The organism is Oryzisolibacter propanilivorax, assembly GCF_900103645.1.
GTDB lineage: Bacteria > Pseudomonadota > Gammaproteobacteria > Burkholderiales > Burkholderiaceae_C > Melaminivora > Melaminivora propanilivorax.
Map to the genome: position 1 here is coordinate 161,990 of NZ_FNHP01000006.1, position 23,533 is coordinate 185,522.

General features: G+C 70.6%; 19 protein-coding genes. 11 read left to right on the forward strand and 8 right to left on the reverse strand.

What is annotated here, in order from left to right:
* Nucleotides 1-25: 25 nt before the first annotated feature.
* The 5 genes from modA (at nt 26) to BLQ61_RS11455 (ending at nt 5,391) form a co-directional block, all read left to right on the forward strand.
* Entirely contained in the window at nt 26-787 is a 762-nt protein-coding gene (gene modA, locus BLQ61_RS11435; RefSeq protein ID WP_091570220.1) for a molybdate ABC transporter substrate-binding protein, read from the forward strand.
* A 94-nt stretch (nt 788-881) separates the two neighbouring features.
* Nucleotides 882-1,565: a molybdate ABC transporter permease subunit gene (gene modB, locus BLQ61_RS11440; RefSeq protein ID WP_175488274.1), complete on the forward strand. Its 684-nt coding sequence runs from the start codon at nt 882-884 to the stop codon at nt 1,563-1,565.
* Nucleotides 1,562-2,665 carry a molybdenum ABC transporter ATP-binding protein gene (gene modC / locus BLQ61_RS11445; protein WP_091570223.1) on the forward strand — a complete coding sequence of 368 codons (1,104 nt, stop codon included), beginning with the start codon at nt 1,562-1,564 and terminating at the stop codon, nt 2,663-2,665. The genes modB and modC overlap by 4 nt, the downstream gene beginning before the upstream one ends.
* A gap of 236 nt (nt 2,666-2,901) precedes the next feature.
* Nucleotides 2,902-3,525 carry a TRAP transporter small permease subunit gene (locus BLQ61_RS11450; RefSeq protein ID WP_091570226.1) on the forward strand — a complete coding sequence of 208 codons (624 nt, stop codon included), beginning with the start codon at nt 2,902-2,904 and terminating at the stop codon, nt 3,523-3,525.
* A 24-nt stretch (nt 3,526-3,549) separates the two neighbouring features.
* Nucleotides 3,550-5,391: a TRAP transporter large permease gene (locus BLQ61_RS11455; protein WP_091570229.1), complete on the forward strand. Its 1,842-nt coding sequence runs from the start codon at nt 3,550-3,552 to the stop codon at nt 5,389-5,391.
* Between the two features lie 675 nt (nt 5,392-6,066).
* Here BLQ61_RS11455 and BLQ61_RS11460 read toward each other — a convergent pair.
* From BLQ61_RS11460 to BLQ61_RS11475, 4 genes are read right to left on the reverse strand one after another with little or no spacing between them, the layout of a single operon-like run.
* Nucleotides 6,067-7,119 (reverse strand): S49 family peptidase, encoded by a 1,053-nt coding sequence (locus BLQ61_RS11460; RefSeq protein ID WP_091570232.1) that lies wholly within the window; start codon nt 7,117-7,119, stop codon nt 6,067-6,069.
* 15 nt (nt 7,120-7,134) lie between these two features.
* Entirely contained in the window at nt 7,135-7,515 is a 381-nt protein-coding gene (locus tag BLQ61_RS11465; protein WP_091570234.1) for a Rieske (2Fe-2S) protein, read from the reverse strand.
* On the reverse strand, nt 7,515-8,183 hold the full coding sequence (locus BLQ61_RS11470; RefSeq protein ID WP_091570237.1) for an HAD family hydrolase: 669 nt from the start codon (nt 8,181-8,183) through the stop codon (nt 7,515-7,517). Before BLQ61_RS11470 ends, BLQ61_RS11465 begins: the two co-directional genes overlap by 1 nt.
* 28 nt (nt 8,184-8,211) lie before the next feature.
* Nucleotides 8,212-9,258: an RluA family pseudouridine synthase gene (locus tag BLQ61_RS11475; protein ID WP_091570240.1), complete on the reverse strand. Its 1,047-nt coding sequence runs from the start codon at nt 9,256-9,258 to the stop codon at nt 8,212-8,214.
* Between the two features lie 651 nt (nt 9,259-9,909).
* Between BLQ61_RS11475 and BLQ61_RS11480 the strand changes: the two genes are divergently transcribed.
* The 5 genes from BLQ61_RS11480 to queF all read left to right on the forward strand — a co-directional run bounded on the left by BLQ61_RS11480 (nt 9,910) and on the right by queF (nt 18,078).
* Nucleotides 9,910-13,200, forward strand: coding sequence for an Rne/Rng family ribonuclease (locus BLQ61_RS11480; protein WP_091570243.1), 3,291 nt, complete (start codon nt 9,910-9,912; stop codon nt 13,198-13,200).
* A gap of 253 nt (nt 13,201-13,453) precedes the next feature.
* Nucleotides 13,454-14,230: a peroxide stress protein YaaA gene (yaaA, locus tag BLQ61_RS11485; RefSeq protein ID WP_091570245.1), complete on the forward strand. Its 777-nt coding sequence runs from the start codon at nt 13,454-13,456 to the stop codon at nt 14,228-14,230.
* Nucleotides 14,231-14,282: 52 nt separating this feature from the next.
* A complete protein-coding gene (locus BLQ61_RS11490; protein WP_091570248.1) occupies nt 14,283-15,164 on the forward strand; it encodes a 2OG-Fe(II) oxygenase in 882 nt (293 codons plus the stop codon).
* Nucleotides 15,165-15,213: 49 nt separating this feature from the next.
* Entirely contained in the window at nt 15,214-17,208 is a 1,995-nt protein-coding gene (locus BLQ61_RS11495) for an OPT family oligopeptide transporter (protein ID WP_091570251.1), read from the forward strand.
* A 24-nt stretch (nt 17,209-17,232) separates the two neighbouring features.
* The gene (gene queF, locus BLQ61_RS11500) at nt 17,233-18,078 is read left to right on the forward strand and encodes an NADPH-dependent 7-cyano-7-deazaguanine reductase QueF (RefSeq protein ID WP_091570254.1); all 846 of its coding nucleotides are present in this window, start codon (nt 17,233-17,235) and stop codon (nt 18,076-18,078) included.
* A 16-nt stretch (nt 18,079-18,094) separates the two neighbouring features.
* On the opposite strand, the gene BLQ61_RS11505 is transcribed toward queF, so the two are convergent.
* Nucleotides 18,095-18,895 (reverse strand): SDR family NAD(P)-dependent oxidoreductase, encoded by an 801-nt coding sequence (locus BLQ61_RS11505; protein ID WP_091570258.1) that lies wholly within the window; start codon nt 18,893-18,895, stop codon nt 18,095-18,097.
* Between the two features lie 177 nt (nt 18,896-19,072).
* Here BLQ61_RS11505 and BLQ61_RS11510 point away from each other — a divergent pair, with 177 nt between their 5' ends.
* Nucleotides 19,073-19,900, forward strand: coding sequence for a DODA-type extradiol aromatic ring-opening family dioxygenase (locus tag BLQ61_RS11510; RefSeq protein ID WP_091570260.1), 828 nt, complete (start codon nt 19,073-19,075; stop codon nt 19,898-19,900).
* A gap of 32 nt (nt 19,901-19,932) precedes the next feature.
* Here BLQ61_RS11510 and BLQ61_RS11515 read toward each other — a convergent pair whose 3' ends face one another.
* The 3 genes from BLQ61_RS11515 to BLQ61_RS11525 all read right to left on the reverse strand — a co-directional run bounded on the left by BLQ61_RS11515 (nt 19,933) and on the right by BLQ61_RS11525 (nt 23,432).
* A complete protein-coding gene (locus BLQ61_RS11515) occupies nt 19,933-21,090 on the reverse strand; it encodes a Y-family DNA polymerase (RefSeq protein ID WP_091570263.1) in 1,158 nt (385 codons plus the stop codon).
* 78 nt (nt 21,091-21,168) lie between these two features.
* Complete coding sequence (locus tag BLQ61_RS11520; RefSeq protein ID WP_091570567.1) at nt 21,169-22,101, reverse strand: DMT family transporter; 933 nt, start codon at nt 22,099-22,101, stop codon at nt 21,169-21,171.
* 155 nt (nt 22,102-22,256) lie between these two features.
* Nucleotides 22,257-23,432: an alpha-hydroxy acid oxidase gene (locus BLQ61_RS11525; protein ID WP_091570265.1), complete on the reverse strand. Its 1,176-nt coding sequence runs from the start codon at nt 23,430-23,432 to the stop codon at nt 22,257-22,259.
* Nucleotides 23,433-23,533: the final 101 nt, after the last annotated feature.

Sequence of the window (23,533 nt, forward strand, 5' to 3'; positions counted from 1 at the left end):
CTGAATAGCGAAAGGTCTTTTCATCATGTTCCCAGCACGCAAGACCCTGCTGTCCGCCCTGGCTGCCGTCGCCGTGGTACTGCCCGGCGCTGCCAGCGCCGACGAGGTGGCGGTGGCCGTCGCCGCCAACTTCACCGCGCCGATGCAGAAGATTGCGCAGCTGTTCGAGCAGGACACGGGCCACAAGGCGGTGCTGTCGTTCGGCGCCACGGGCAAGTTCTATGCGCAGATCGCCAACGGCGCGCCGTTCGGCGTCCTGCTGGCGGCCGACGACACCACGCCTGAGAAGATCGGCAAGGAAGGCCTGGGCGATGCCTCCACGCGCTTCACCTACGCCATCGGCCAGCTGGTGCTGTGGAGCAAGCAGGCCGGCTATGTGGACGAGGGCGGCAAGGTGCTGGAAAAGGGCGACTGGCGCCACATCGCCATCGCCAACCCCAAGCTGGCCCCTTATGGCCAGGCGGCGATGGAAACGCTGGACAAGCTGAAACTCACCGACAAGGTCAAGGGCCGCGTGGTGCAGGGCGAGAACATCGGCCAGACCTACCAGTTCGCCGCCTCGGGCAACGCCGAGCTGGGCTTCGTTGCGCTGTCGCAGGTGCTGGAGGATGGCAAGCTGCGCGAGGGCTCGGCCTGGGTGGTGCCGGCCAGCATGCACGAGCCGATCCGCCAGGACGCCATCGTGCTCAAGCCCGCGCAGAACAACCCGGCCGCCGCCGCGCTGATGCAATACCTGCGCGGCGACAAGGCGCGCGCGGTGATCAAGTCCTACGGCTACTCATTCTGACCCGGCCCCGCCCTGCCCGCTTCGGCGGGTTTTTTGATGTATTGGCTGCCGAGCCCTTATATTAAAAGGGCCTTCAGCTATATTTTTGATAGTAGTGGACGCTTTCCATCTCGGCCCCGAAGACTGGGCCGCCATCCGCCTGACGCTGCGCCTGGCGGGCATCACCACCGTTTTGCTGCTGGTGCTGTGCACGCCGCTGGCGTGGTGGCTGGCGCACACGCGCTCGCGCTGGCGCGGGCCGATCGGCGCGGTGGTGGCGCTGCCGTTGGTGCTGCCGCCCACGGTCATCGGCTTCTACCTGCTGGTGGCGATGGGGCCGAACGGCTTCCTGGGGCACCTGACCGATGCGCTCGGGCTGCACCGCCTGCCCTTCACCTTTGCCGGGCTGGTCATCGGCTCGCTGGTGTATTCGCTGCCGTTCACGGTGCAGCCGCTGCAGCGCGCCTTCGAGGCGCTGGGCCCGCGCCCGCTGGAGGTGGCGGCCACGCTGGGCGCGGCGCGCCTGGACCGCTTCTTCACCGTCGCCCTGCCGCTGGCGCGCCCGGGCTTCATCACCGCCGCCATCCTGACCTTCGCGCACACCGTGGGCGAGTTCGGCGTGGTGCTGATGCTGGGCGGCAACATTCCCGGCGTGACGCGCGTGGTCTCGGTGCAGATCTACGACCACGTCGAGGCCATGGAATACACCCACGCGCACTGGCTGGCCGGCGGCATGGTGGCGTTCTCGTTCCTGGTGCTGATGCTGCTGCAATGGCTGCAGCCAAGGAACACACGATGAGCGCGACCGACACCCTGGGCGAGCACGAACAGATCCAGGCGCGGCTGCAGCTGCAGCGCGCCGATTTCTCGCTGGACGTTCAACTCGAGCTGCCGGGCAAGGGCGTGACCGCGCTGTTCGGGCCTTCGGGCTGCGGCAAGACCACCTGCCTGCGCGCCATCGCCGGACTGGAGCGCGCGCGCGGCAGCGTGCACGTCAACGGCGAGACCTGGCAGCACGATGCCACCCGCACCTGGCTGCCCACGCACCGGCGCGCGCTGGGCTATGTGTTCCAGGAGGCCAGCCTGTTCGCCCACATGGACGTGCGGCGCAACATGGAATATGGCTGGAAGCGCCTGCCGGCCGCGCGGCGCCGGGTGTCGCTGGAGCAGGCGGTGGACCTGCTTGGCCTGTCGGCGCTCACGCAGCGCATGCCGCAGACGCTGTCGGGCGGCGAGCGCCAGCGCGTGGCGATTGCCCGTGCCCTGGCGGCCAGCCCGCGCGTGCTGCTGATGGACGAGCCGCTGGCCGCGCTGGACGCCGCGCGCAAGGCCGAGGTGCTGCCCTATCTGGAGCGGCTGCAGCGCGAGCTGTCCATTCCCATCCTCTACGTCACCCATTCCGCCGACGAGGTGGCGCGCCTGGCCACGCACCTGGTGCTGCTGCGCGGCGGGCGCGTGCTGGCGCAGGGAACGCCCGCCGAGCTGATGGCGCGGCTGGACCTGCCGCTGGCCAGCGGCGACGGCGCCGCGGCGCTGGTGCAGGGCCGGGTGCAGGCCTGGGACGCGGCCGACCAGCTGCTCAGCGTGGGCTTCGGCGGCGGCCTGCTGCACGTCGCCACCGGCCATGCGCGCACGGTGGGCGACGGCGTGCGGCTGCGCGTGCTGGCGCGCGACGTGAGCCTGGCGCGCAGCCACCCGCAGGCCACCAGCGTGCTGAACGTGTTGCCGGCGCGCATCGTGCAGATCGCGCCCGATGCGCCGGGACAGGTGCTGGTGCGCCTGGACGCGGGCGGCACGGCGCTGATGGCGCGCATCACCGAGCGCTCGCGCCGCGAGCTGGCGCTGACCGAGGGCGAGGCGGTGTTCGCCCAGGTCAAGAGCGTGGCGCTGGCCGACTGAAGGCGGCGCCGGCGCAGCGGCATCCGCGCAACTACGCACAATCCCTTATTGCTATCAATAATGTAGCTTGAAGTCCATGTATTTCATGGGCTATCGCCGTTTTTGAGGGCGACACGGCAGGGCCGGTAAATACGTAGAATGCCGCCTTCGCAAGTTTTTGTTTCAGCCCGTCGCAGCCACCCCTTGCGCCGGGCTGTTCTTGTGCGCACCCCGCCATTCCATCCTGTGGAGACACCATGCAGGCACTCCTCGCCCTGTCCCGGGCCATCGACCGGCTGAACGCCTTTGTCGGCAAATATTGCATCTGGCTGATTTTTGCCGCCACCGTCATCAGCGCCGCCAACGCCGTAGTGCGCAAGATCTTCAACTACAGCTCCAACGCCTTTCTGGAAGTGCAGTGGTACCTGTACGCCTGGTCGTTCCTGATCGCCGCCGGCTACACGCTCTTGCAGCGCGAGCATGTGCGCATCGACGTGCTCAACAGCCGCCTGTCCAAACGCACGCAGGTCTGGATCGACATCTTCGGCTTCGTGTTCATGCTGACGCCAGTGTGCATCCTGGTGCTGTGGCTGGGCGTGCCGATGCTGATCAGCAAGTACCAGTCGGGCGAGATCTCGGGCAACCCGGGCGGACTGATCCGCTGGCCGGTGTGGGTGGCGCTGCCGGTGGGCTTCTCGCTGCTGATGCTGCAGGGCTGGTCCGAGCTGATCAAGCGCATCGCCTTTTTGCGCGGCCAGGGCCCGGACCCGATGGGCCGGCTGAGCAGCCAGACCGACGAGCAGGCGCTGGCCGAGGCGCTGCGCATGCAGGCCGCCGAAAAAGACCGCCAGGCCGCCTCCGCCGCCGGCACGGCCCGCTGACCGACCGCCCGGAGCACCCTTTCCATGGAATTTCTCACCACCAATTTCGCCCCGATCATGTTCGCGGGCCTGGCCTGCTTTCTGATCCTGGGCTTTCCCGTGGCGTTCAGCCTGGGCGCCTGCGGGCTGTTCTTCGGCCTGGTCGGCATTGAGCTGGGCGTCTTCCCGGCCACCATCCTGGCCTGGCTGCCCGAACGGCTGATCGGCATCATGGCCAACGACACGCTGCTGGCGGTGCCGTTCTTCACCCTCATGGGGCTGATACTGGAGCGCAGCGGCATGGCCGAGGACCTGCTCGACTCGGTCGGCCAGGTCTTTGGCCCGCTGCGCGGCGGCCTGGCGCTGGCGGTCATCTTCGTCGGCGCGCTGCTGGCGGCGACCACCGGCGTGGTGGCGGCCTCGGTCATCTCGATGGGCCTGATCTCCATGCCCATCATGCTGCGCTACGGCTACAGCCGGCCGCTGACCAGCGGCGTCATCGCCGCATCGGGCACGCTGTCGCAGATCATCCCGCCGTCGCTGGTGCTGATCATCATGGCCGACCAGCTCGGCCGCAGCGTGGGCGACATGTACAAGGGCGCGTTCACGCCGGCCTTCATTCTGGTGGGGCTGTACGTGCTGTGGGTCATCATCCTGGCGATCTTCAAGCCCCAGGCCGTGCCGGCGCTGCCGCCCGAGGCACGCACGCTGCGCGAACCCGACGGCAGCGCGGGCTATCCGTCGCTGGTGGTGGTGGTGCTGCTGTCGGCGGCCGTGGCCTGGGTGCTGGAGTCGCACATGGCCGACCTGCATACCTGGTGGAGCGGCGAGACGGTGGAGTTCGTGCCCACCGACGAGAAGGTGGTGGTGGCCGCCTGCGGCGGCGCCTTCGTCGCCTGGCTGATCGCCGTGGTCAACCGCGTGACCAAGATGGGCTTGCTGTCGCGCCTGGCCGAGCGCGTCACGTTCGTGCTGATCCCGCCGCTGCTGCTGATCTTCCTGGTGCTCGGCACCATCTTCCTGGGCGTAGCCTCGCCCACCGAGGGCGGCGCCATGGGCGCGGTGGGCGCGCTCATCATGGCGCTGGCGCGCGGGCGGCTGTCGTGGTCGCTGCTCAAGCAGGCGCTGGGCTCGACCACCCGGCTGGCGTCGTTCGTGATGTTCATCCTGATCGGGGCGACCATGTTCAGCATGGTCTTCCAGGCCGCCGACGGCCCGCGCTGGGTCGAGCACCTGCTGGCCGACCTGCCCGGCGGCCCGGTGGGCTTTTTGATCTTCGTGAACGTGATGATCTTCTTCCTCGCGTTCTTCCTGGACTACTTCGAGCTGTCGTTCATCGTCGTGCCGCTCTTGGCGCCCGTGGCCGATAAGCTGGGCATCGACCTGATCTGGTTCGGCGTGCTGCTGGCGGTGAACATGCAGACCTCGTTCCTGCATCCGCCGTTCGGCTTCGCGCTGTTCTTCCTGCGCTCGGTCGCCCCCGAGAAGCCCTACGTGGACGCCGTGACCGGCAAGGTCATGGAGCCGGTGACGACCATGCAGATCTACAAGGGGGCGATCCCCTTCCTGATCCTGCAGCTGACCATGGTCGGCATCCTGATCGCCTTCCCGGGCCTGGTGACGGGCAGCCTGGACAAGAAGGTCGAGGTGAACATGGACGCCATCGGCGCGCAGATGCTGGAAAGCCTGGGCCAGGACAACGGCTACGGCGCTGGCGAGCCCTTGCCCGAGGCCGGCAGCAGCGACAGCCCCGCCATGCCCGAGCCGGAAAGCCCGAGCGCCGACGCCGCACCCGCCGAGGACGACCCCTTCAAGGCAATCCAGGAAGCCGTCCAGGGCGCGCCGGCAGAAGCCACTCCCGCGCCAGCGGAACCGGCGGCCCGTTAGGTTTCCCTAGCCCCTGCCCTGGCGCGACAGCGCCGACGGGCTCGTCCAACAAAATGCCGCCCACGAAGGCGGCATTTTGTTGCCGGGCACGCTGCTCGGTCAGTTCGGACAGACGGTTGCAGGAACCGCTTCACCCCCTCTCCCGCATGGCGGGAGAGGGCTGGGGTGAGGGTGAGAGGGCTGGTGCAGGCGCTGCGCCCGAACCCAAGCCCCCTCACCCCCGCCCTCTCCCCCTGGCGGGGGCGAGGGAGCAAGAGCGGGATACGCGTCGCCTGCCCATGCGAGGCCGCGCGCAGCGCCGGCCCGAATCGTCTCCCCGGCTTCCCCCCTTGTGCCCGTACCGAGAAGCGCAGGGCGCGGGGCGGGCGCGTGCGCCGCAGGCACACGCGCATCAATATCTGACTTGCTGCGCTTGTCTGAACGAAGCGCGCGAGCGCGCAGTGAGTTGCGCAGCACCGTCCCGCGCCCGAGCATCGCAGGCTGCCCCGTAGCGCAGCGAAGGGGCTACGGGCACCGGGGGCGCACTTCTTTTGCCTCCTTTTCTTGTGCGAGCAAGAAAAGGAGGTCGCCCGCCGGGGCGAGTCCCGGCCCCCGCAGTCAAAACCAGAACATCAGCCAAAACAGCCTCAAGCCCATACGAAAAAAGGGCCACCAGCTATCAAATCAGGAACAAGCTCAACGCAATGCAGGCGCCACCTGCCCCCCCGCCAGCGCCTTCATCGCCCCCGCCCCCACGGCTGCGCCAAACCTGCGCGCCAGCCGCTCCGCCACGTTGTCGCGCCGCGTGTAGTCGATGACGTCCTCGGCCTTGACCACCTCGCGCGCCACGTAGTCCAAGTTGCCCAGCTGGTCCGCCAGCCCCAGCTCGACCGCTTGCTGGCCGGTCCAGAACAGCCCGCTGAAGATCTCCGGCGTCTCCTTCAGGCGCTCGCCGCGCCCGGCCTTGACCACGCTGATGAACTGCTCGTGGATCTGGTCCAGCATGGCCTGGGCATATTCGCGCTGGCGCTCGCTCATGGGGCTGAACGGGTCCAGGAAGCCCTTGTTCTCGCCGGCGGTGATCAGGCGCCGCTCCACGCCCAGCTTGTCCATGACGCCGGTGAAGCCGAAGCCGTCCATCAGCACGCCGATGCTGCCGACGATGCTGGCCTTGTCCACGAAGATGTCGTCGGCGGCCGAGGCGATGTAGTAGGCGGCCGAGGCGCAGGTCTCCTCGACCACGGCATACACCGGCTTGCCGTGCTTGGCCTTCAGGCGGCCGATCTCGTCGTTGATGATGCCAGCCTGCACCGGGCTGCCGCCGGGCGAGTTGATCAGCAGCACCACCGCCTGCGAGCCTGGGTCCTCGAAGGCGCTGCGCATGGCGGCAACGACGAACTCGGCGCTGGCCTCGTTGCCGGCGGCGATCTCACCCTTGATGTCCACCACCGCCGTGTGCGGGCCGCTCTTGGCGGCGCCGGCCAGCTCGCGCGAGCCCAGCGTCCACAGCACGGCCAGCACCAGCGCAATCCAGGCGAAGCGCCAGAAGATGCGCCAGCGCCGCGCCGCGCGCTGCTCACGCACCGTGGCCAGCACCAGTTTTTCCAGCACCTCGCGCTCCCAGCCAGGCCCGGCCGCGGCAGCGGGCCGCGCCGCTTCATTGGTCGTGGCAGCCTGCGCCCACAGGTCGGGGGCCGGCTGCCCATCGGGCTGTGAAACCCGGGGTTGGTCGTGGTGCGGATCGGTCATGGTCAGGGCGATGGATCAGGACGCTGGCGGCTGCAGCAGGGGGTCAGTATGCCAGTGCACCAGCCCGTCTTTTTCGCTCAGCCGCACCTTCACCAGACCGCCCCGGCAGGGCCCGCCGACGCAGGCGCCGGTGTCCGGCGCATAGGTCGCGCCGTGTGTGGCGCACAGCAGCCAGCGGCCGCTGTCGTCGAAGAACCGGCCTTCCTGGTAGTCCATTTCCATAGGCACGTGGCTGCAGCGGTTCAGGTAGGCGTGCACCGCGCCCTGCCAGCGCACGGCGAAGGCGCGGCAGGGCTGGCCGGCGTACACCACGTCGAAGGCGACGGCGCGCGCGCCCTCGGCCAGCGCATCGCTGGCGCACAACAGGATGGCCTGGCAGGCCCCGTCCGGATGCATCAGGCGTGCTCCTGCAGCCATTGGTGCAGGTCGGCCACCGACGCCGCCACGTGCAGCGGCGCCAGCGCGGCGAACCCGTCGGTGCTGTGCGCGCCATAGCCCACGCCGACGCTGGCGCAGCCTGCGGCGCGCGCCATCTCCAGGTCGTGCGTGGTGTCGCCGATCATCAACGTGCGTTCGGGCGGCACATCCAGCTCGGCCATCAGCTCGTGCAGCATCAGCGGGTGCGGCTTGCCGGCGGTCTCATCGGCGGTGCGCGAGGCATGGAACATGCCGCGCAGCTGCACCGCCTGCAGCACCTGGTCCAGGCCGCGGCGGCTCTTGCCGGTGGCCACCGTGAGCAGGTGGCCGCGCTCTTTCAGCATCTCCAGCAGCGGCAGCACGCCGTCGAACAGGCTCAGGTCGTCCTGGTGCTGCAGGTAGTGGTAACGGTAGCGGTTGGCTAGCTCGGCATGGTGCTCGCGCGGCACGTCGGGCGCGGCGTGCGCCAGCGCCTGCGGTAGCGCCATGCCGATGACCCAGGCAGCGGCCTCGGCCGTGGGCACCTGCCCGCCCACATCGCGCACCGCGTCCTGGATGGAGCGCACGATGATGGCGGTGGAGTCGAAGAGCGTGCCGTCCCAGTCGAAGGCGATTAGGTCGAAGCGGCGCGGATGGGAAAAAGGCATGGGGGCAGAGGGCGTGGACACGCGGCGGTCAGTCGCAAGAGAAGGAGGAGTAAGAAGAAGGCGCTGCGGGCAGAAAGCCCGCCAGCTCGTGGGGCAGCTCGGCGTGGAGCGTGACGCGCTCACCGCTGGCCGGATGCTGGAACTGTAGCCGCCAGGCATGCAGGAACATGCGCTTCAGGCCCGCCTTGTACGCGCGCCGGTTCAGCTCGAAGTCGCCGTACTTGTCGTCGCCGACGATGCCGTGGCCGCTGCTGGCCAGGTGCACGCGGATCTGGTGCGTGCGCCCGGTCTTGATGGTGACTTCCAGCAGGCTCATCGCCGGCAGGCCCAGTGCGGGCTGCGCGGCGAACTGCTGGCGCACCCGCACCAGGGTCAGCGCGCGCATGGCGTCGGGGTCGTCGACGCTGGTCACGCGCACACGGCGCTCGCCGTCGGCCTGCAGGTACTTGTGCAGCGGGCTGTCGATGACCTTTTTGTTCGCCGGCCAGCTGCCGGCCACCAGCGCCAGATAGGTCTTGCCGGTCTCGCGGCCACGGAACTGCTCCTGCAGATGCGTCAGCGCCGAGCGGCGCTTGGCCACCAGCAGGATGCCCGAGGTCTCGCGGTCCAGCCGGTGCACCAGCTCCAGGAACCTCGCCTGCGGCCGGGCGCGGCGCAGCTGCTCGATCACGCCGAAGCTGACCCCGCTGCCGCCGTGCACCGCCACGCCGGCGGGCTTGTCCAGGGCGATCAGCTGGTCGTCCTCCAGCAGCAGCGGAAACTCGCGCGCCGGCGCGGCACGGGCCGGGTCGTCGGCCGCGCGCTCGGCCACGCGCACCGGCGGCAGCCGCACCTGGTCGCCCTCGGCGACGCGCGCGTCGGCGCTGGTGCGCCCGCGGTTCAGGCGCACCTCGCCGCTGCGGATGATGCGGTAGACATGGGTCTTGGGCACGCCCTTGAGGTGGCGCACCAGGAAATTGTCCAGGCGCTGGCCGGCCGACTCGGCATCGACCTGCAGGATGCGCGCGGCGGGCGCCGCTGCGCCCGGGGTTGTGGGGCGATGCGCGGCCGGTTTGCCGCCTATAATCTGTTTCACCTGTGCGACGAATGTGTAAGTGGTTGATTTGTCTGAATTTTAGTGGACAGCAGCCCGACTTGCCGCGCAGGCTGGTCGATGCCTCCGGGCGTCGTGCGCGTTTTCTGCAGGCCTGAATCGTCGCCTGCACGCCCGCACGCCGCACGGCGGGCCGACGCATCGAAACACGGAAAACCGACGGAAATTCCCAGCCCGTCGCCCGGCCCCCTGACAGCGGGCACGGCGGCTGGCGGATCAAGGCGAACAACAAACATGGTGTGGCTGCTGGCATGGATCGTGTCATCGTGGCGGGGGCTGGTGCCCTGGCCCGGCACGGCCGTCCTGCGGGCAGCGCCCTGTGTCCCGGCGCTGCGCGCAACCCCGCCCTCGCGGCTGCGGTCACGCTTCCTGCGCTTCGCTCCCATCCACGCCCCTCCCGCTCCACGCCTGCGTGCCTGAGCGGTCCCTAGCAGGACCGCCAGCATCTGCACGGCCGCGTGAAGCCCGCGGACCTTTCCTTCGTTTCGCTGCGCCAGCCCCGGCATTTTCGGCTCCGACAGAGCCTGTGATTGTGTGCCTGGCTGCCGGCACCACGCAGCTGCGCCGCTCCCGCCGAGGGACTGCGCGGCGCGCCGGCGGCGCCTGAATTTTGAAATACGAAGGAATCCCATCATGAAGCGGATGCTCATCAACGCCACGCAGCCCGAGGAACGGCGCTTGGCGATCGTAGACGGCCAGAAGCTGCTGGACTACGAGATCGAGATCGAGGGGCGCGAGCAGCGCAAGGGCAACATCTACAAGGCCGTGGTGACGCGCGTCGAGCCCTCGCTGGAGGCCTGCTTCGTGGACTACGGCGAGGACCGCCACGGCTTCCTGCCGTTCAAGGAAATCTCCAAGCAGTACTTCGCCGAGGGCGTGTCGCCCTCGCAGGCGCGCATCCAGGACGTGATCCGCGAGGGCCAGGAACTGCTGGTGCAAGTCGAGAAGGAGGAGCGCGGCAACAAGGGCGCGGCGCTGACCACCTTCATCAGCCTGGCCGGCCGCTACGTGGTCCTGATGCCCAACAACCCACGCGGCGGCGGCGTGTCGCGCCGCATCGAGGGCGAGGACCGCGCCGAGCTCAAGGAGGCGATGGACCAGCTCGAGTACCCCAAGGGCATGAGCATCATCGCGCGCACCGCCGGCATCGGCCGCTCGGCACCTGAGCTGCAATGGGACCTGAATTACCTGCTCAAGTTGTGGAACGCCATCGACGGCGCGGCCAAGGCCGGGCGCGGCGCGTTCCTGATCTACCAGGAATCGAGCCTGGTGATCCGCGCCATCCGTGACTATTTCAACAACGACATCGGCGACATCCTGATCGACACCGACGACATCTACGAGCAGGCGCAGCAGTTCATGCAGCACGTCATGCCCGAGCATGCGCCGCGTGTGAAACGCTACCGTGACGACGCGCCGCTGTTCAGCCGCTTCCAGATCGAGCACCAGATCGAGTCGGCCTACGCGCGCACCGTCACCCTGCCCTCCGGCGGCGCCATCGTCATCGACCACACCGAGGCGCTGGTCAGCGTGGATGTGAACTCGGCGCGCGCCATCCGCGGCGGCGACATCGAGGAGACCGCCACCCGCACCAACCTGGAGGCCGCCGACGAGGTGGCGCGCCAGATGCGCCTGCGCGACCTGGGCGGCTTGATCGTCATCGACTTCATCGACATGGAGGAGAGCAAGAACCGCCGCGACGTGGAAAACCGCCTGCGCGACGCACTGCGCCAGGACCGCGCGCGCGTGCAATTCGGCACGATCAGCAAGTTCGGCCTGATGGAGATGAGCCGCCAGCGCCTGAAGCCCTCGCTGTCCGAGGGCGCGCACATCCGCTGCCCGCTGTGCGACGGCACCGGCCACGTGCGCGACACGGAAGGTTTTTCGCTGCAGATGCTGCGCATGATCCAGGAAGAGTCCATGAAGGACAACACCGCCGCCGTGCACTGCCAGGTGCCGGTGGAGGTGGCCAGCTTCCTCTTGAACGAAAAGCGCACCGAGATCGCCAAGATCGAGCTCAAGCAGCGCGTCAGCGTGGTGCTGATCCCGAGCAAGGCGATGGACACGCCGCACTACAAGCTCGAGCGCCTGAAGCACGACGACCCGCGTCTGGAGGACATGCAGGCCAGCTACAAGCTGGCCGATCCCGAGCCCGAGGAGCCGAGCATCACACGCCGCTCGCAGGAGCCGACGAACAAGCAGACCCCCGTCATCAAGGGGGTGCTGCCCGACGCGCCGGCCCCGGTGGCCGAGCCGCGTCCTGCACCCGCACCCGGCCAGGCCGCGCGCGGCCAGGGTGGCCGTGGCGGCCAGCAGCAGGCACGCGCCAGCGCCCCGGCGCCCGCGCCGCAGCCGCAGCGCCCGGCACCCGCGCCCGAGCAGGGCTTCTTTGCCTGGATCAAGAGCCTGTTCGGCTTTGGCGCAGCGCCAGCCGCCGCGCCCGTGGCCCAGTCCGTACAACCCGAGCCGGCGGCGCGCACCGACGCGCGCCGCGGCGAAGGCCGCTCCGGAGGTGAGCGCGGCCGCCGCGGTGGCCGTGGCGGCGACGCCGGTGCACGCGGTGAAGGCGCCACCACCAACGGCAGCGCCCAGGGCGAAGGCCGTGGCCGCCGTGGCGAGGGCCGCAACGGTGGCAACGGCGAGCGCAGCGTCGAAGGCCGCGAGGCCCGTGGCGAGTCGCGCGGCAATCGCGGCGGACGCGGCGAGGCCGCCAACGGCGAGGCCGCAGGCGAGAGCCGCCGCGAGCCGCGCGAGGGCCGCGCACCGCGCGAACGTGGTGAGCGTGGTGACCGTGGCGAGCGCCCCAGCAGCATCGCCCAGCCGGACCTGACCGCAGCTGACCACGGCGACAGCGGCATGCCGCCGGCACGCGGGGAGCGTGCGCCGCGCAACGGCGAGCGTTCGGGCGAAGGCCGAGGCCGCCGCGGTGGCCGCGCGCCGCGCACCATCGACGCCGACGCACCGGCACCCGCCGCCGACCAGGCGCTGGCCGACGCCCTGCCCCTGGCATCGCTGCCCGACCTGGACCTGACCCCGGCGGCCGATGTGTCGCAAACCGAAGGCCAGGACGCCGGCACGCTCGAGGCCGGTGCCGAGCCGCGCCGCGAGCGCCGCTCGCGTGACCGCTATGGCCGCGACCGCCGCGACCGCGCGCCGCGCAACGCCGAGGCCGGCAGCGCCAACGAACTGCCCGAGGCCGACGCCGCGGCGCTGCCGGAGGCGGACTGGAGCGCCAGCCCGGCGCCGGTGGCCGAGTCGCAGGCCGAGCAGCCCGCGCGCCGCAGCTACTTCGCAGCCTCCGGCCAGAGCGGCGGCGCTGCGGCTCCGGCAGTAGCACCGGTGACGCCTGTCGCAGCCGACGAGGCTGCACCGGTGGCACATGCCGCAGCGCCGGTCAGACAGCCTGCGGCTGTTGCGGCATCCCTGGCCGAGCAGTCCACAGCCGCCCCGGCGCCCGTGGCCGAACAACCCGGCGCAGCGCAGGCTTTCAGCGCCGCCCCGGCGTCCGTGGCCGGCGACCTGAGCGCAGCCGTGCCTGCTGCACCAGCGTCAACCGTGGTCGCCCAGCCACCGGCAGCCGCCGCGCAGCCGGTCAGCCTGGCGCATGCAGCAACCGAGGCGCCTGCAACGCAAGCAGCCGCCGCGCCGGCCCGCACGGCCACGGCCGAGCCGCAGGCCTTCGTGCTGCCGGTGGACACGCTGGCCGAGGTGGCGCGCGCCGCCGGCCTGCAGTGGGTGAACTCGGACGCGGACAAGATCGCCGCCGCCCAGGCCGCCATCGCCGCCGAGCCGCGCCCGGTACGCGTGCCGCGCGAGCGCCCCGCGCCAGTGGAGCTGGACGACGGCCCATTGGTGCTGGTGGAGACGCGCCGCGACCTGCGCGAGCTGCGCCTGCCGTTCGAGCAGCAGCAGCCCGGCGCCTGACGCGCCAGCGTCCCGGCCGCCCGGAATGTCCGTGCGGCCGGCCGCGGCTGGAGCGGCGCAACGCCGGCCAGCCGCCGCATCCGGCCCTGGTTACCCCGCCGCAGCCAGGGCCGATGCACAACAGGCTGCACGCCAACCCCGGCCCTGCTTCTGGTCCAGCTTGGCACTCGCTATTGAAACTATAGCTAGATGCCCATGATTTCAAAGGGCTAGCGCCTGCTTTCATTCAAAACCTGGCCGCTCCATACCTGCCATGCTGATCCTGCTCTCGCCCGCCAAGTCGCTGGATTACGACAGTCCCCTGCCCGCCGGCCTGCCGCACACGCAGCCGCACTTCATGACCGAAGCCGCACAGCTGGTCGAGGTCCTGCGCGATCTGGCGCCCCAGGACATCGCCGCGCTGATGTCGCTCAGCGACAAGCTGGCGGCGCTGAATGTGGCCCGTTATGCCGCCTGGCAGCCCACCGCATCGGCGGACAACGCGCGCCAGGCCGTGCTGGCGTTCAACGGCGACGTGTATGAGGGCCTAGACGCGCGCACGCTGGAGGTGGCCGATCTGCGCTGGGCGCAGCAGCACCTGGCCATCCTGAGCGGCCTGTACGGCGTGCTGCGCCCGCTGGACTGGCTGCAGCCCTACCGGCTGGAGATGGGTACGCGCCTGGCCAACGGCGAGGGCAGCAACCTGTACCAGTTCTGGGGCACGCGCATCGCCGGGCACCTGAACCACTGGCAGGCCAAGGAGGCCGACCCCGTGGTGGTCAACCTCGCGTCGCAGGAATACTTCAAGGCAGTGGACCGTGCAGCGTTGCGTGCGCGCGTGGTCGAATGCGTGTTCCAGGACGGGCGCGCCGGGCAGTACAAGGTCATCAGCTTCCACGCCAAGCGCGCGCGCGGGCTGATGGCGCGCTGGATCATCCAGCAGCGCGCCCGCCGGGTGCAGCAGCTGCAGGGTTTTGCCGTCGAGGGCTATGCTTTCGCCGCCGACGCCTCGACGCCCGAGCGGCTGGTGTTCCGCCGCCGCGCGGACTGACGGCTCGGCACGCACCCCTTTTCGCCCACCGCCGCCGACCAGGAAGGACCCGATGACCGCCACGCCCTCCTCCGCCCCCGCTGCCGCCGACCAGCCCGTCACCCCCGAACTGCGCCAGTGGATCATCGACCAGGCCGCCAGCGGCATCACCGCGCCGGCGCTGATCGACGCCATGGTGCAGGCCGGCTGGCGCGAGGACGTGGCCGTCGGCGCGGTCGAGCAGGTGCTGCGCGGCCACGTCGAGCAGGCCGCGCAGGCGCAGGGCCTGCCGCCTGCCGTGCCGGTGCCGCAGCCGGCGCTGCACGACTCGCCCCTGTTCGTCGATGCCGGCGACCGGCAGGTGCAGGTGCTGATGCAGCTGGCCAACCCGCGCATCGTGCTGTTCGGCGACCTGCTGTCGCCCGAGGAATGCCAGGCGCTGATCGACGCCGCGCGCCCGCGCATGGCGCGCTCGCTCACCGTGGCCACCGCCACCGGCGGCGACGAGGTCAACGACGACCGCACCAGCGACGGCATGTTCTTCCAGCGCGGCGAGAACGACATCGTGCAGCGCCTGGAGGCGCGCATCGCGCGGCTGGTGAACTGGCCGGTGGAAAACGGCGAGGGCCTGCAGGTGCTGCACTACCGCCCCGGCGCGGAATACAAGCCGCACTACGACTACTTCGACCCGGCCGAGCCGGGCACGCCCAGCATCGTGCGCCGCGGCGGCCAGCGCGTGGCCACGCTGGTCATCTACCTGAACGACCCGCTGCTGGGCGGCGGCACCACCTTCCCGGACGTGTTCCTGGAAGTCGGCCCGAAACGCGGCAACGCGGTGTTCTTCAGCTACGAGCGCCCGCACCCCAGCACACGCACGCTGCACGGCGGCGCGCCGGTCATCGCTGGCGAGAAATGGATCGCCACCAAATGGCTGCGCGAGCGCGAGTTCGTCTGACCACCCCAGTTTTCTCTGTCCCGCTGCCCCCAGGGGCAGCCATCCTTCCATGACCTCCTCCCCGCGCGAATTCACCCTGCGCGGCGTCCTCCTCGGCGCCCTCATCACCCTGGCCTTCACCGCTGCCAACGTCTACCTGGGCCTGAAAGTCGGCCTGACCTTTGCCTCGGCCATTCCGGCGGCGGTGATCTCGATGGCGCTGCTGTACCGCTTCCAGGACTCCAACATCCTGGAAAACAACCTGGTGCAGACCCAGGCCTCGGCGGCGGGCACGCTGTCGTCGGTGATCTTCGTGCTGCCGGCGCTGTTGATGCTCGGGCTGTGGACCGGTTTTCCGTTCTGGCAGACGGCATTGGTGTGCGCCGCCGGCGGCACGCTGGGCGTGCTCTACACCGTGCCGCTGCGCCGGGTGATGGTGGTGCAGTCCACCCTGCCCTACCCCGAGGGCGTGGCCGCCGCCGAGGTGCTGCGCGTGGGCGAGGCGCAGCGCCACAAAGGTGATGGCCAGCCGCGCGGCGACGGCCTGCGCAGCCTGGGCTGGGGCGCCGCTCTGGCGGCGCTGTTCAGTTTCCTGAGCGGCGGCCTGCGCGTGCTGGGCGACGCGGTGAACTTCTGGATTCCGGCCGGTGGCGTGGCGTTTCGCGTCGCCGCGGGCTTCTCGCCCGCCCTGCTGGCCGCCGGCTACCTGATGGGGGCGGCCGCGGGCGCGGCGACGCTGCTGGGCGTGGTGCTGTGCTGGGGCGTGGTGGTGCCGTGGTTGACGGCCCAGGCCACGGCCGCCGACGGCCAGGCCATCAGCGCGCTGGCGATGCAACTGTGGGCCGGCAAGGCGCGCTTCCTGGGCGCGGGCGTGATCGCCGTGGCCGCGCTGTGGACCGTGGGCACCCTGATCGGCCCGATCGTGCGCGCCATCGCGCGCCAGCCGGCGCGCGCGCCGGGCGCGGCCAGCGCCGCCACAGCGCAGGACGAAACCGACCGCGACATGCCGCGCAGCTGGATGCTGGCCATCGGCGCGGCGGCGCTGGCCGTGCTGTGGGCAGTCACCAACGACTTCATCGGCCAGTACCTGGGCGATCTGTCCGCCGGCGCGCGCTGGGCGCTGGCCGCGCTGTGCGTGCTGTTCGCCGCGGTGTTCGGCTTTCTGGTGGCCGCCGCCTGCGGTTACATGGCCGGGCTGGTGGGCTCGTCGGCCAGTCCCATTTCCGGCATCGGCATCATCGCCACCATCCTGATGGGCCTGGTGCTGCTCGTTCTGGGCCAGCTGGTGCCGGCATTCGCCGCCGGCGTGACCGGACGGCTGGGCGTGGCGCTGGTGCTGTTCATGGTTTCGGTCATCCTGGCGATGGCCGCCATTTCCAACGACAACCTGCAGGACCTGAAGACCGGCTACCTGGTGGGCGCCACGCCCTGGCGCCAGCAGGTGGTGCTGATCATCGGCTGCCTGGTGGGCGCGGCCGTTATCCCGCCCGTGCTGGACCTGCTCTACCACGCCTACGGCTTCGCCGGCGCGCTGCCGCGCGAGGGCATGGACCCGCACCAGGCGCTGGCCGCGCCCCAGGCGACGCTGATGCAGCAGATCGCCAGCGGCATCTTCAACCGCTCGCTGGACTGGACCATGCTCGGCCTGGGCGTGGCCGTGGGCGTGGCGGCCATTGCCGCCGACGCGGCGCTGCGCCGCAGCGGACGCGGCGCGCTGCCGCCGCTGGCCGTGGGCCTGGGCATCTACCTGCCGCCGACCATCGGCGTGACCCTGGCCGTGGGCGCGGCGCTGGGCTGGCTGGTGCAGCGCGGCGTGCGCGCCTGGGCGCAGCGCGGCGGCGCGGACTGGGTGGCGGCCGCTGAGGAGCGCGGGCTGCTGCTGGCCTCGGGCCTGATCGTCGGCGAGAGCCTGATGGGCCTGCTGCTGGCCGCCGTGATCGGCCTGAGCGGGCAGGATGCGCCGCTGGCGCTGGTGGGCGAAGGCTTCACGGTCGCGCCGTGGCTGGGCCTGGCGGCGTTCGCCGCGCTGGCCGTGTTCTTCCATCGCAGCGTGCTGCGCCGCTGACGCATTTCTTCTGGAGCCGCCCCCATGCACACCCCCGAACAATCGCAACTGGGCCAGCGCTCGGCGTACGTGGACCAGTACGACGCCGGCCTGCTGTTCCCGCTGCCGCGCGCGCCCAAACGCCTGGAGATCGGCATCGCCGGCGCCGCGCCGTTCTTCGGCGCCGACCTGTGGAGCGCCTACGAACTGTCGTGGCTGAACGAGCGCGGCAAGCCGCAGGTGGCCATCGCCCACCTCACGGTGCCGTGCGAGACGCCGCAGCTGATCGAGAGCAAGTCGCTCAAGCTGTACCTGAACAGCTTCAACAACACGCGCTTTGTCAGCGCCGATGAAGTGCGCGCGCGCCTGCGCGCCGACCTGGGCGAGGCCGTCTGGCGCGGCAGCGGCCAGAGCGGCGGGGTGGGCGTGCGCCTGCTGGCGCCCGAGCAGTTCGACGCGCAGCAGGTGCAGGAGCTGGACGGCCTGCTGCTCGACCGCCTCGACCTGGACTGCACGCACTACCAGCCGGCGCCCGAGCTGCTGGAAGCCGACCACACGGAAGCGCCGGTGACCGAGACGTTGGTCAGCCACCTGCTGAAGAGCAATTGCCTGGTGACCGGCCAGCCCGACTGGGGCAGCGTGCAGATCGCCTACAGCGGCGCGCAGATCGACCAGGCCGGGCTGCTGCGCTACCTGGTGAGCTTTCGCAACCACAACGAATTCCACGAGCAGTGCGTGGAGCGCATCTTCATGGACATCTGGACGCGCTGCCGCCCGATCAAGCTGGCCGTGTACGCCCGCTACACGCGCCGCGGCGGACTGGACATCAACCCCTTTCGCACCAGCCACCCGGGGCCGCTGCCGGCCAACGTGCGCACGGCGCGCCAGTAGCCGACCGCGCGCCGCGTCACTCGGCCCCGTCCCGGGGCTTTTGCTGGCGGTTGATCTGCTCAGCGACGAGGCTGTCGGGCAGGACGTTGCTCATGGCCACCATGACCTTGTTCTTCAGGCCCGAGACAACCTTGGCGTCGCCGGACAGGAGCGCGTCGTGGCCGTCCCTGGCCACCTGGGCGGGGTCGGCCAGCTTGCTGTCCAGGATGCGCGAGTCCAGCATGCCCGCCTTGCGGAAGAAATCGGTGTCGGTGGCACCGGGCTGCAGCGCCGTGACGGTCACGTGGGTGTCCTTGAGTTCGTTGGCCAGTGCCTCGCTCAGCTGCAGCACGTAGGCCTTGGTGGCATGGTAGACGGCCTGCCAGGGGCCCGGCGCCTCCGAGGCGACGGAGGCCAGCTGCAGCACCTTGCCCTGGTTGCGCGCCACCATGTCCTTGAGGAAAAGGTGCGTGAGCGCCGTGACGCTGGCGACGTTGAGCTGGACGATGTCCAGCAGCCGCTGCAGGTCCTGCTCGACGAACAGGCCGAACTGGCCCTGGCCCGCGTCGTTGACCAGCACCTCCACCGTGAGGCTGCGCGCCTGCACATCGTCGTACAGCGCAGCGGCCGCGCCGGGCTGCATGAGGTCGCAGGCGATGGGCACCACATCGACGCCGTACTGCGCGGACAGCTCCTGCGCGCGCTGCTGCAGGGCGCTGTCGGTGCGCGCCACCAGGATGAGGCCGTAGCCGTCCTGCGCGAAAAGCCGGGCCAGCTCGTGGCCGATGCCTTCGGTGCCGCCCGTGATCAGGGCATAGTGCCGGGATAGTGCTGCCATGGTCTTGTCCCCAGGGTCCAGAGAAGAACCGGGGCACTGCCCGTGTCCGGGCAGCGTGCCGGCTGCGCATCCAGGCCGCGAACGGCCGGGACGAAAAAATTACCCACCCGCAGCGCGCCCTCGTGTAGGCGCGCGCCGGGACCTTCTCCACTGCTCCTGCCTTCGCTGACAGATTCCATGGCCGCCTCCACCGCTTCACCCACCCGCCAGCCCACGCTGTTCATCCCGCACGGCGCGGGCCCCTGCTTCTTCATGGACTGGAACCCGCCGCGCGCCTGGGATGCCATGGCCGCCTTCCTGCGCTCCCTCCCGGATCTGCTGCCGACGCGCCCGCGCGCCATCGTGGTGGCCAGCGCGCACTGGCGCGCGCCGCAGCCGTGCATCGGCGCCCAGGCCGCCCCCGGGCTGCTGTACGACTACCACGGCTTTCCGCCGCACACCTACGCGCTCACGTACCCGGCGCCGGGCGCGCCGCAGTTGGCGCGGCAGATGCACGAACTGCTGGCGGGCGCCGGGTTCGAAGCGGTGCTGGACACCGAGCGCGGCCTGGACCACGGCGTGTTCATCCCGCTGATGCTGGCCTTCCCGCAGGCCGACATTCCGGTGCTGCCGCTGTCGCTGCTGTCCAGCCTGGATGCCGACGCGCACCTGCGCCTGGGGCGGGCACTGGCGCCGCTGCGCGACGACAACGTGCTGATCATCGGCAGCGGCATGAGCTACCACAACATGCACGGCCATGGCAGCGCGTACTGGACCGGCGTGGCCGAGGCCTTTGACCAGTGGCTGCTGCAGGCGCTCAGCCTGCCCGCGGCCGAGCGCTGGGCCGCGCTGGCTGACTGGGAGCGCGCCAGCGGCCCGGCCGGGCGCCTGGCGCACCCGCCGGGCGCCGAGGAGCACCTGCTGCCGCTGCATGTAGCACTGGGCGCCGCGGGCGACGACGCGGCCACGCGGGTGTACGCCGAGCGGCTGCTGACGGTGGACGTTTCGGCCTTTCGCTTCGGCTGAAAGGCAGGGCCGCGCAGCTCGACCGTCAGCCGTCAGAACAGCTCGGCAATGACCGGGGCGCGCGCGGCGTTGGACTGCACCGCATCGGCGCGCACCAGCGAGCCCACGCGCACGCCCAGCAGGCGCAGCGGCTGCTCCAGCGGCACGCGCTTCAGGCACAGGCCGGCCAGGCGGCGGATGGTGGCGGCGTCCTGCGTGTGCTGCAGCGTGGTGTGGTCGCGCGTGGCGATGCGGAAGTCGTCGTAGCGCAGCTTGATGCCGATGGTCTTGCCGGCGTAGCCTTTGGCAGCCAAGTCGGCGGCCACCTGCTGGCACAGCGCGGTGAAGATGCGCGACAGCTCGGCGCGGTCGCGCACGGCGTGCAGGTCGCGCTCGAACGTGGTCTCGCGGCTCATCGACACCGGCTCGCTCTCGGTGACCACCGGGCGCTCGTCGCGCCCCCAGGCGGCGTCGTGCAGCCAGGCGCCGTAGGCCCGGCCGAAGTGCGCCTGCAGCCAGTCACGCTCGCGCGCGGCCAGCTCGCCGATGGTGCGGATGCCATGGCCCTGCAGCTTCGCGTCGGCCTTGGGGCCGATGCCGTTGACCTTGCGGCATGGCAGCGGCCAGATGCGGGTCTGCACATCCTCGGCCTGCACGATGGCGATGCCGCGGGGCTTGTCGAACTCGCTGGCCAGCTTGGCCAGCAGCTTGTTGGGCGCCACGCCGATGGAGCAGGTCAGGCCCGTGGCGGCGTGGATGCCCTGCTGCAGCGTGCGCGCCAGCGCCCGCCCGCCGTCCTCCTGCCCGCCGGGGGCATGGGTGAAGTCGATGTACACCTCGTCCACGCCGCGGTCCTCCATGACCGGTGCATGCGCCAGGATCACGGCCTTGAACGCGCGCGAGAAGCGCCGGTACTCGGTGAAGTCCACCGGCAGGCGGATGGCGTCCGGGCACAGGTGGGCGTTCTTCATCAGCCCCATGGCGGACCCCAGGCCGAAGGCGCGCGCCGGGTAGGTGGCGGTGGTGATGACGCCGCGGCCGCGGTAGTCCGCCAGCCGCGGGAAGGCGGTCAGCGGGATGGCGTGCAGCCGGCCGGCGTACTCGGCCGCCAGTTGCTCGTCCTGCGCGCTGCGCCCGCCGCCGATGACCATGGGCAGCCCGGCCAGCTGCGGGTAGCGCAGCAGCTCGACGGAGGCGTAGAACGCGTCCATGTCGAGGTGGGCGATGCGGCGGGGAAGCGCGCAGGCGGCAGCGGTATCAGTCACGGGAGGCGCATTGTGGCGCGCCGCTCAAACCCCCTGCAGGCAGATCAGCACCAGGCCGGCGAGCATCACCGACATGCCGATCTTCTCCACCCGCGTGAAGCCCTCGCCCAGCCGGCGCGACACCAGCCAGCTGAAGGCCACCTCGACCATGCCCAGGGTGCGCACCGGCGCCGCGTCCTGCATGGCGTAGGCCGTGAACCAGGCCAGCGACGCGGCCGCGCCCATGCTGCCGGCCAGCAGCGACACGCGCCAGCTGCGCGCCAGCCGCACCAGCGCCGCCGGCGCGCGCCAGGCGATCCAGGCCCCCAGGCCGATGCTCTGCAGCGTTTGCGCCAGCAGCACGCCCCAGGCGCCGGACAGCCACGGCGGCGCGTCGCCCAGCGCCAGCGCCGCGCCGCGAAAGCCCACCGTGCCGATGGCGAAGCACGCGCCACAGGCCAGGCCGTACAGCGCCGACGGGCTGGTCCAGGCCGACCACTGCAGCAGCTGCCCGCGCGGCGGCAGCGACAGCAGCAGCACGCCCGCGGTGGCCACCGCCATGGCGACCAGCGCCAGCGGCGTCGGCAGTTCGTGCAGGAAGACGCTGGAAAACAGCGCCACCTGCAGCACCTCGGTCTTGGACAGGGTGACGGCGATGGCGAAGTTGCGCTCCTGCATCGCCAGCAAGAGCGCCGCCGTGGCCGCGACCTGGAAGAACGCGCCCAGCGCGATCCAGCCGGCCCAGGCCCAGGACAGCGCCACCGCCGGCTGGCCACCAGGAACCAAGTGGTACAGCCCGAGCAGGAACACGGCGGCGAACGGCAAGCCGAACAGGAAGCGCGCCAGGGTGGCCGCCAGCGTGCCGACCTCGGAGGTCAGCGAGCGCTGCGCGGCGTTGCGCACGGTCTGCGCCAGCGCGGCGAACAGCACCACCGGCACCCACAGGCCGGGCAGCAGGGAGGGAACAACGGTACTCATCAGGAGGGCCAGCATAGTGGCCCTGCAGGGCGCGGCGCCGCGCCCATCGGCGACGCCGGACGGCGCGGACGGCGATGGCGCCAGGCCGCCGGTTTTCAGGTCAAAACCGGCTCCGGCCCATGCAAATCAAGGGCTTCCAGCTATCAAAGCAGGAGTCACCGATCCGCCGGCGGCAGCGGATAGGTGCCCGGCACCAGGATGTGCCGGCCCACGTCCAGCAGGTTGGTGTGGCCGCAGAACGCCATGGACACGTCCAGCTCCTTGTAGATCAGCTCCAGCGCGCGCGTCACGCCGGCCTCGCCGTAGGCGCCCAGGCCATAGACCATGGCGCGGCCGATCATGGTGCCGCGCGCGCCCAGCGCCCAGGCCTTGAGCACGTCCTGGCCGCTCCTGATGCCGCCGTCCATCCACACCTCGGTCTGGCCGCCCACGGCCTGCACGATGGCCGGCAGGGCTGCAATGGACGATGGCGCGCCGTCCAGCTGCCGGCCGCCATGGTTGCTGACGACGATGGCGTCGGCGCCGTGGTGCACGGCCAGCAGCGCGTCCTCGGGCTCCATGATGCCCTTGAGGATCAGCTTGCCGCCCCACTGCTCCTTGACCCACGCCACGTCGGCCCACGACAGGCTGGGGTCGAACTGCTCGTTGGTCCAGGCCGAGAGCGACTTCATGTCCGACACGCCCTTGACGTGCCCGACCAGGTTGCGAAAGGTGCGCCGCTGCGTGCCGGCCATCCCCAGGCACCAGCGCGGCTTGGTCATCAGATTGACGATGTTGGCCAGCGTCGGCCGCGGCGGCGCGGACAGGCCGTTCTTGATGTCCTTGTGGCGCTGGCCGATGACCTGCAGGTCCAGCGTCAGCACCAGGGCGCTGCACCTGGCGTCCTTGGCGCGCTGGATCATGCGCGCCATGGCGTCGCGGTCGCGCATCATGTACAGCTGGAACCAGAACGGCGCGCTGGTGTGCGTGGCCACGTCCTCGATCGAGCAGATGCTCATGGTGGACAGGGTGAACGGGATGCCGAATTTTTCCGCCGCGCGCGCGGCGTGGATCTCGCCGTCGGCGTGCTGCATGCCGGTCAGGCCGACCGGAGCGATGGACACCGGCATGCGCGCCATCTGCCCGACCATGGGCGCGGCGCAGCTGCGCCCTTCCATGTTCACCGCCACGCGCTGGCGGAACTGGATGGGCGAAAAATCGGTTTCGTTGGCGCGGTAGGTGGTCTCGGTCCACGAACCGGAGTCGGCATAGTCGTAGAACATGCGCGGCACGCGCCGCTCGGCGACCTGGCGCAGGTCTTCGATGGTGGTGATCTTGGACAGGTCGGGCATGGCGGGGCTTTCGGGCGGGCAGGGTCGGAAGTGGGGTGCAGGCGGCACCAGCCGGCGATGGTAGTGCCCGCTGACGCCGCGCGGCGTGAGGCTTTTTTGCC

Bases quoted from the DNA above. Each gene is read 5' to 3' on its own strand.
- BLQ61_RS11455 (WP_091570229.1), top strand. From the start codon at position 3,550: ATGGAATTTCTCACCACCAATTTCGCCCCGATCATGTTCGCGGGCCTG.
- BLQ61_RS11470 (WP_091570237.1), bottom strand. From the start codon at position 8,183: ATGCCTTTTTCCCATCCGCGCCGCTTCGACCTAATCGCCTTCGACTGG.
- BLQ61_RS11520 (WP_091570567.1), bottom strand. From the start codon at position 22,101: ATGAGTACCGTTGTTCCCTCCCTGCTGCCCGGCCTGTGGGTGCCGGTG.
- BLQ61_RS11505 (WP_091570258.1), bottom strand. From the start codon at position 18,895: ATGGCAGCACTATCCCGGCACTATGCCCTGATCACGGGCGGCACCGAA.
- BLQ61_RS11515 (WP_091570263.1), bottom strand. From the start codon at position 21,090: ATGGACGCGTTCTACGCCTCCGTCGAGCTGCTGCGCTACCCGCAGCTG.
- BLQ61_RS11450 (WP_091570226.1), top strand. From the start codon at position 2,902: ATGCAGGCACTCCTCGCCCTGTCCCGGGCCATCGACCGGCTGAACGCC.
- BLQ61_RS11495 (WP_091570251.1), top strand. From the start codon at position 15,214: ATGACCTCCTCCCCGCGCGAATTCACCCTGCGCGGCGTCCTCCTCGGC.
- BLQ61_RS11490 (WP_091570248.1), top strand. From the start codon at position 14,283: ATGACCGCCACGCCCTCCTCCGCCCCCGCTGCCGCCGACCAGCCCGTC.
- BLQ61_RS11465 (WP_091570234.1), bottom strand. From the start codon at position 7,515: ATGCATCCGGACGGGGCCTGCCAGGCCATCCTGTTGTGCGCCAGCGAT.
- BLQ61_RS11460 (WP_091570232.1), bottom strand. From the start codon at position 7,119: ATGACCGATCCGCACCACGACCAACCCCGGGTTTCACAGCCCGATGGG.
- yaaA (WP_091570245.1), top strand. From the start codon at position 13,454: ATGCTGATCCTGCTCTCGCCCGCCAAGTCGCTGGATTACGACAGTCCC.
- modA (WP_091570220.1), top strand. From the start codon at position 26: ATGTTCCCAGCACGCAAGACCCTGCTGTCCGCCCTGGCTGCCGTCGCC.
- BLQ61_RS11525 (WP_091570265.1), bottom strand. From the start codon at position 23,432: ATGCCCGACCTGTCCAAGATCACCACCATCGAAGACCTGCGCCAGGTC.
- BLQ61_RS11480 (WP_091570243.1), top strand. From the start codon at position 9,910: ATGAAGCGGATGCTCATCAACGCCACGCAGCCCGAGGAACGGCGCTTG.
- queF (WP_091570254.1), top strand. From the start codon at position 17,233: ATGCACACCCCCGAACAATCGCAACTGGGCCAGCGCTCGGCGTACGTG.
- modC (WP_091570223.1), top strand. From the start codon at position 1,562: ATGAGCGCGACCGACACCCTGGGCGAGCACGAACAGATCCAGGCGCGG.
- BLQ61_RS11510 (WP_091570260.1), top strand. From the start codon at position 19,073: ATGGCCGCCTCCACCGCTTCACCCACCCGCCAGCCCACGCTGTTCATC.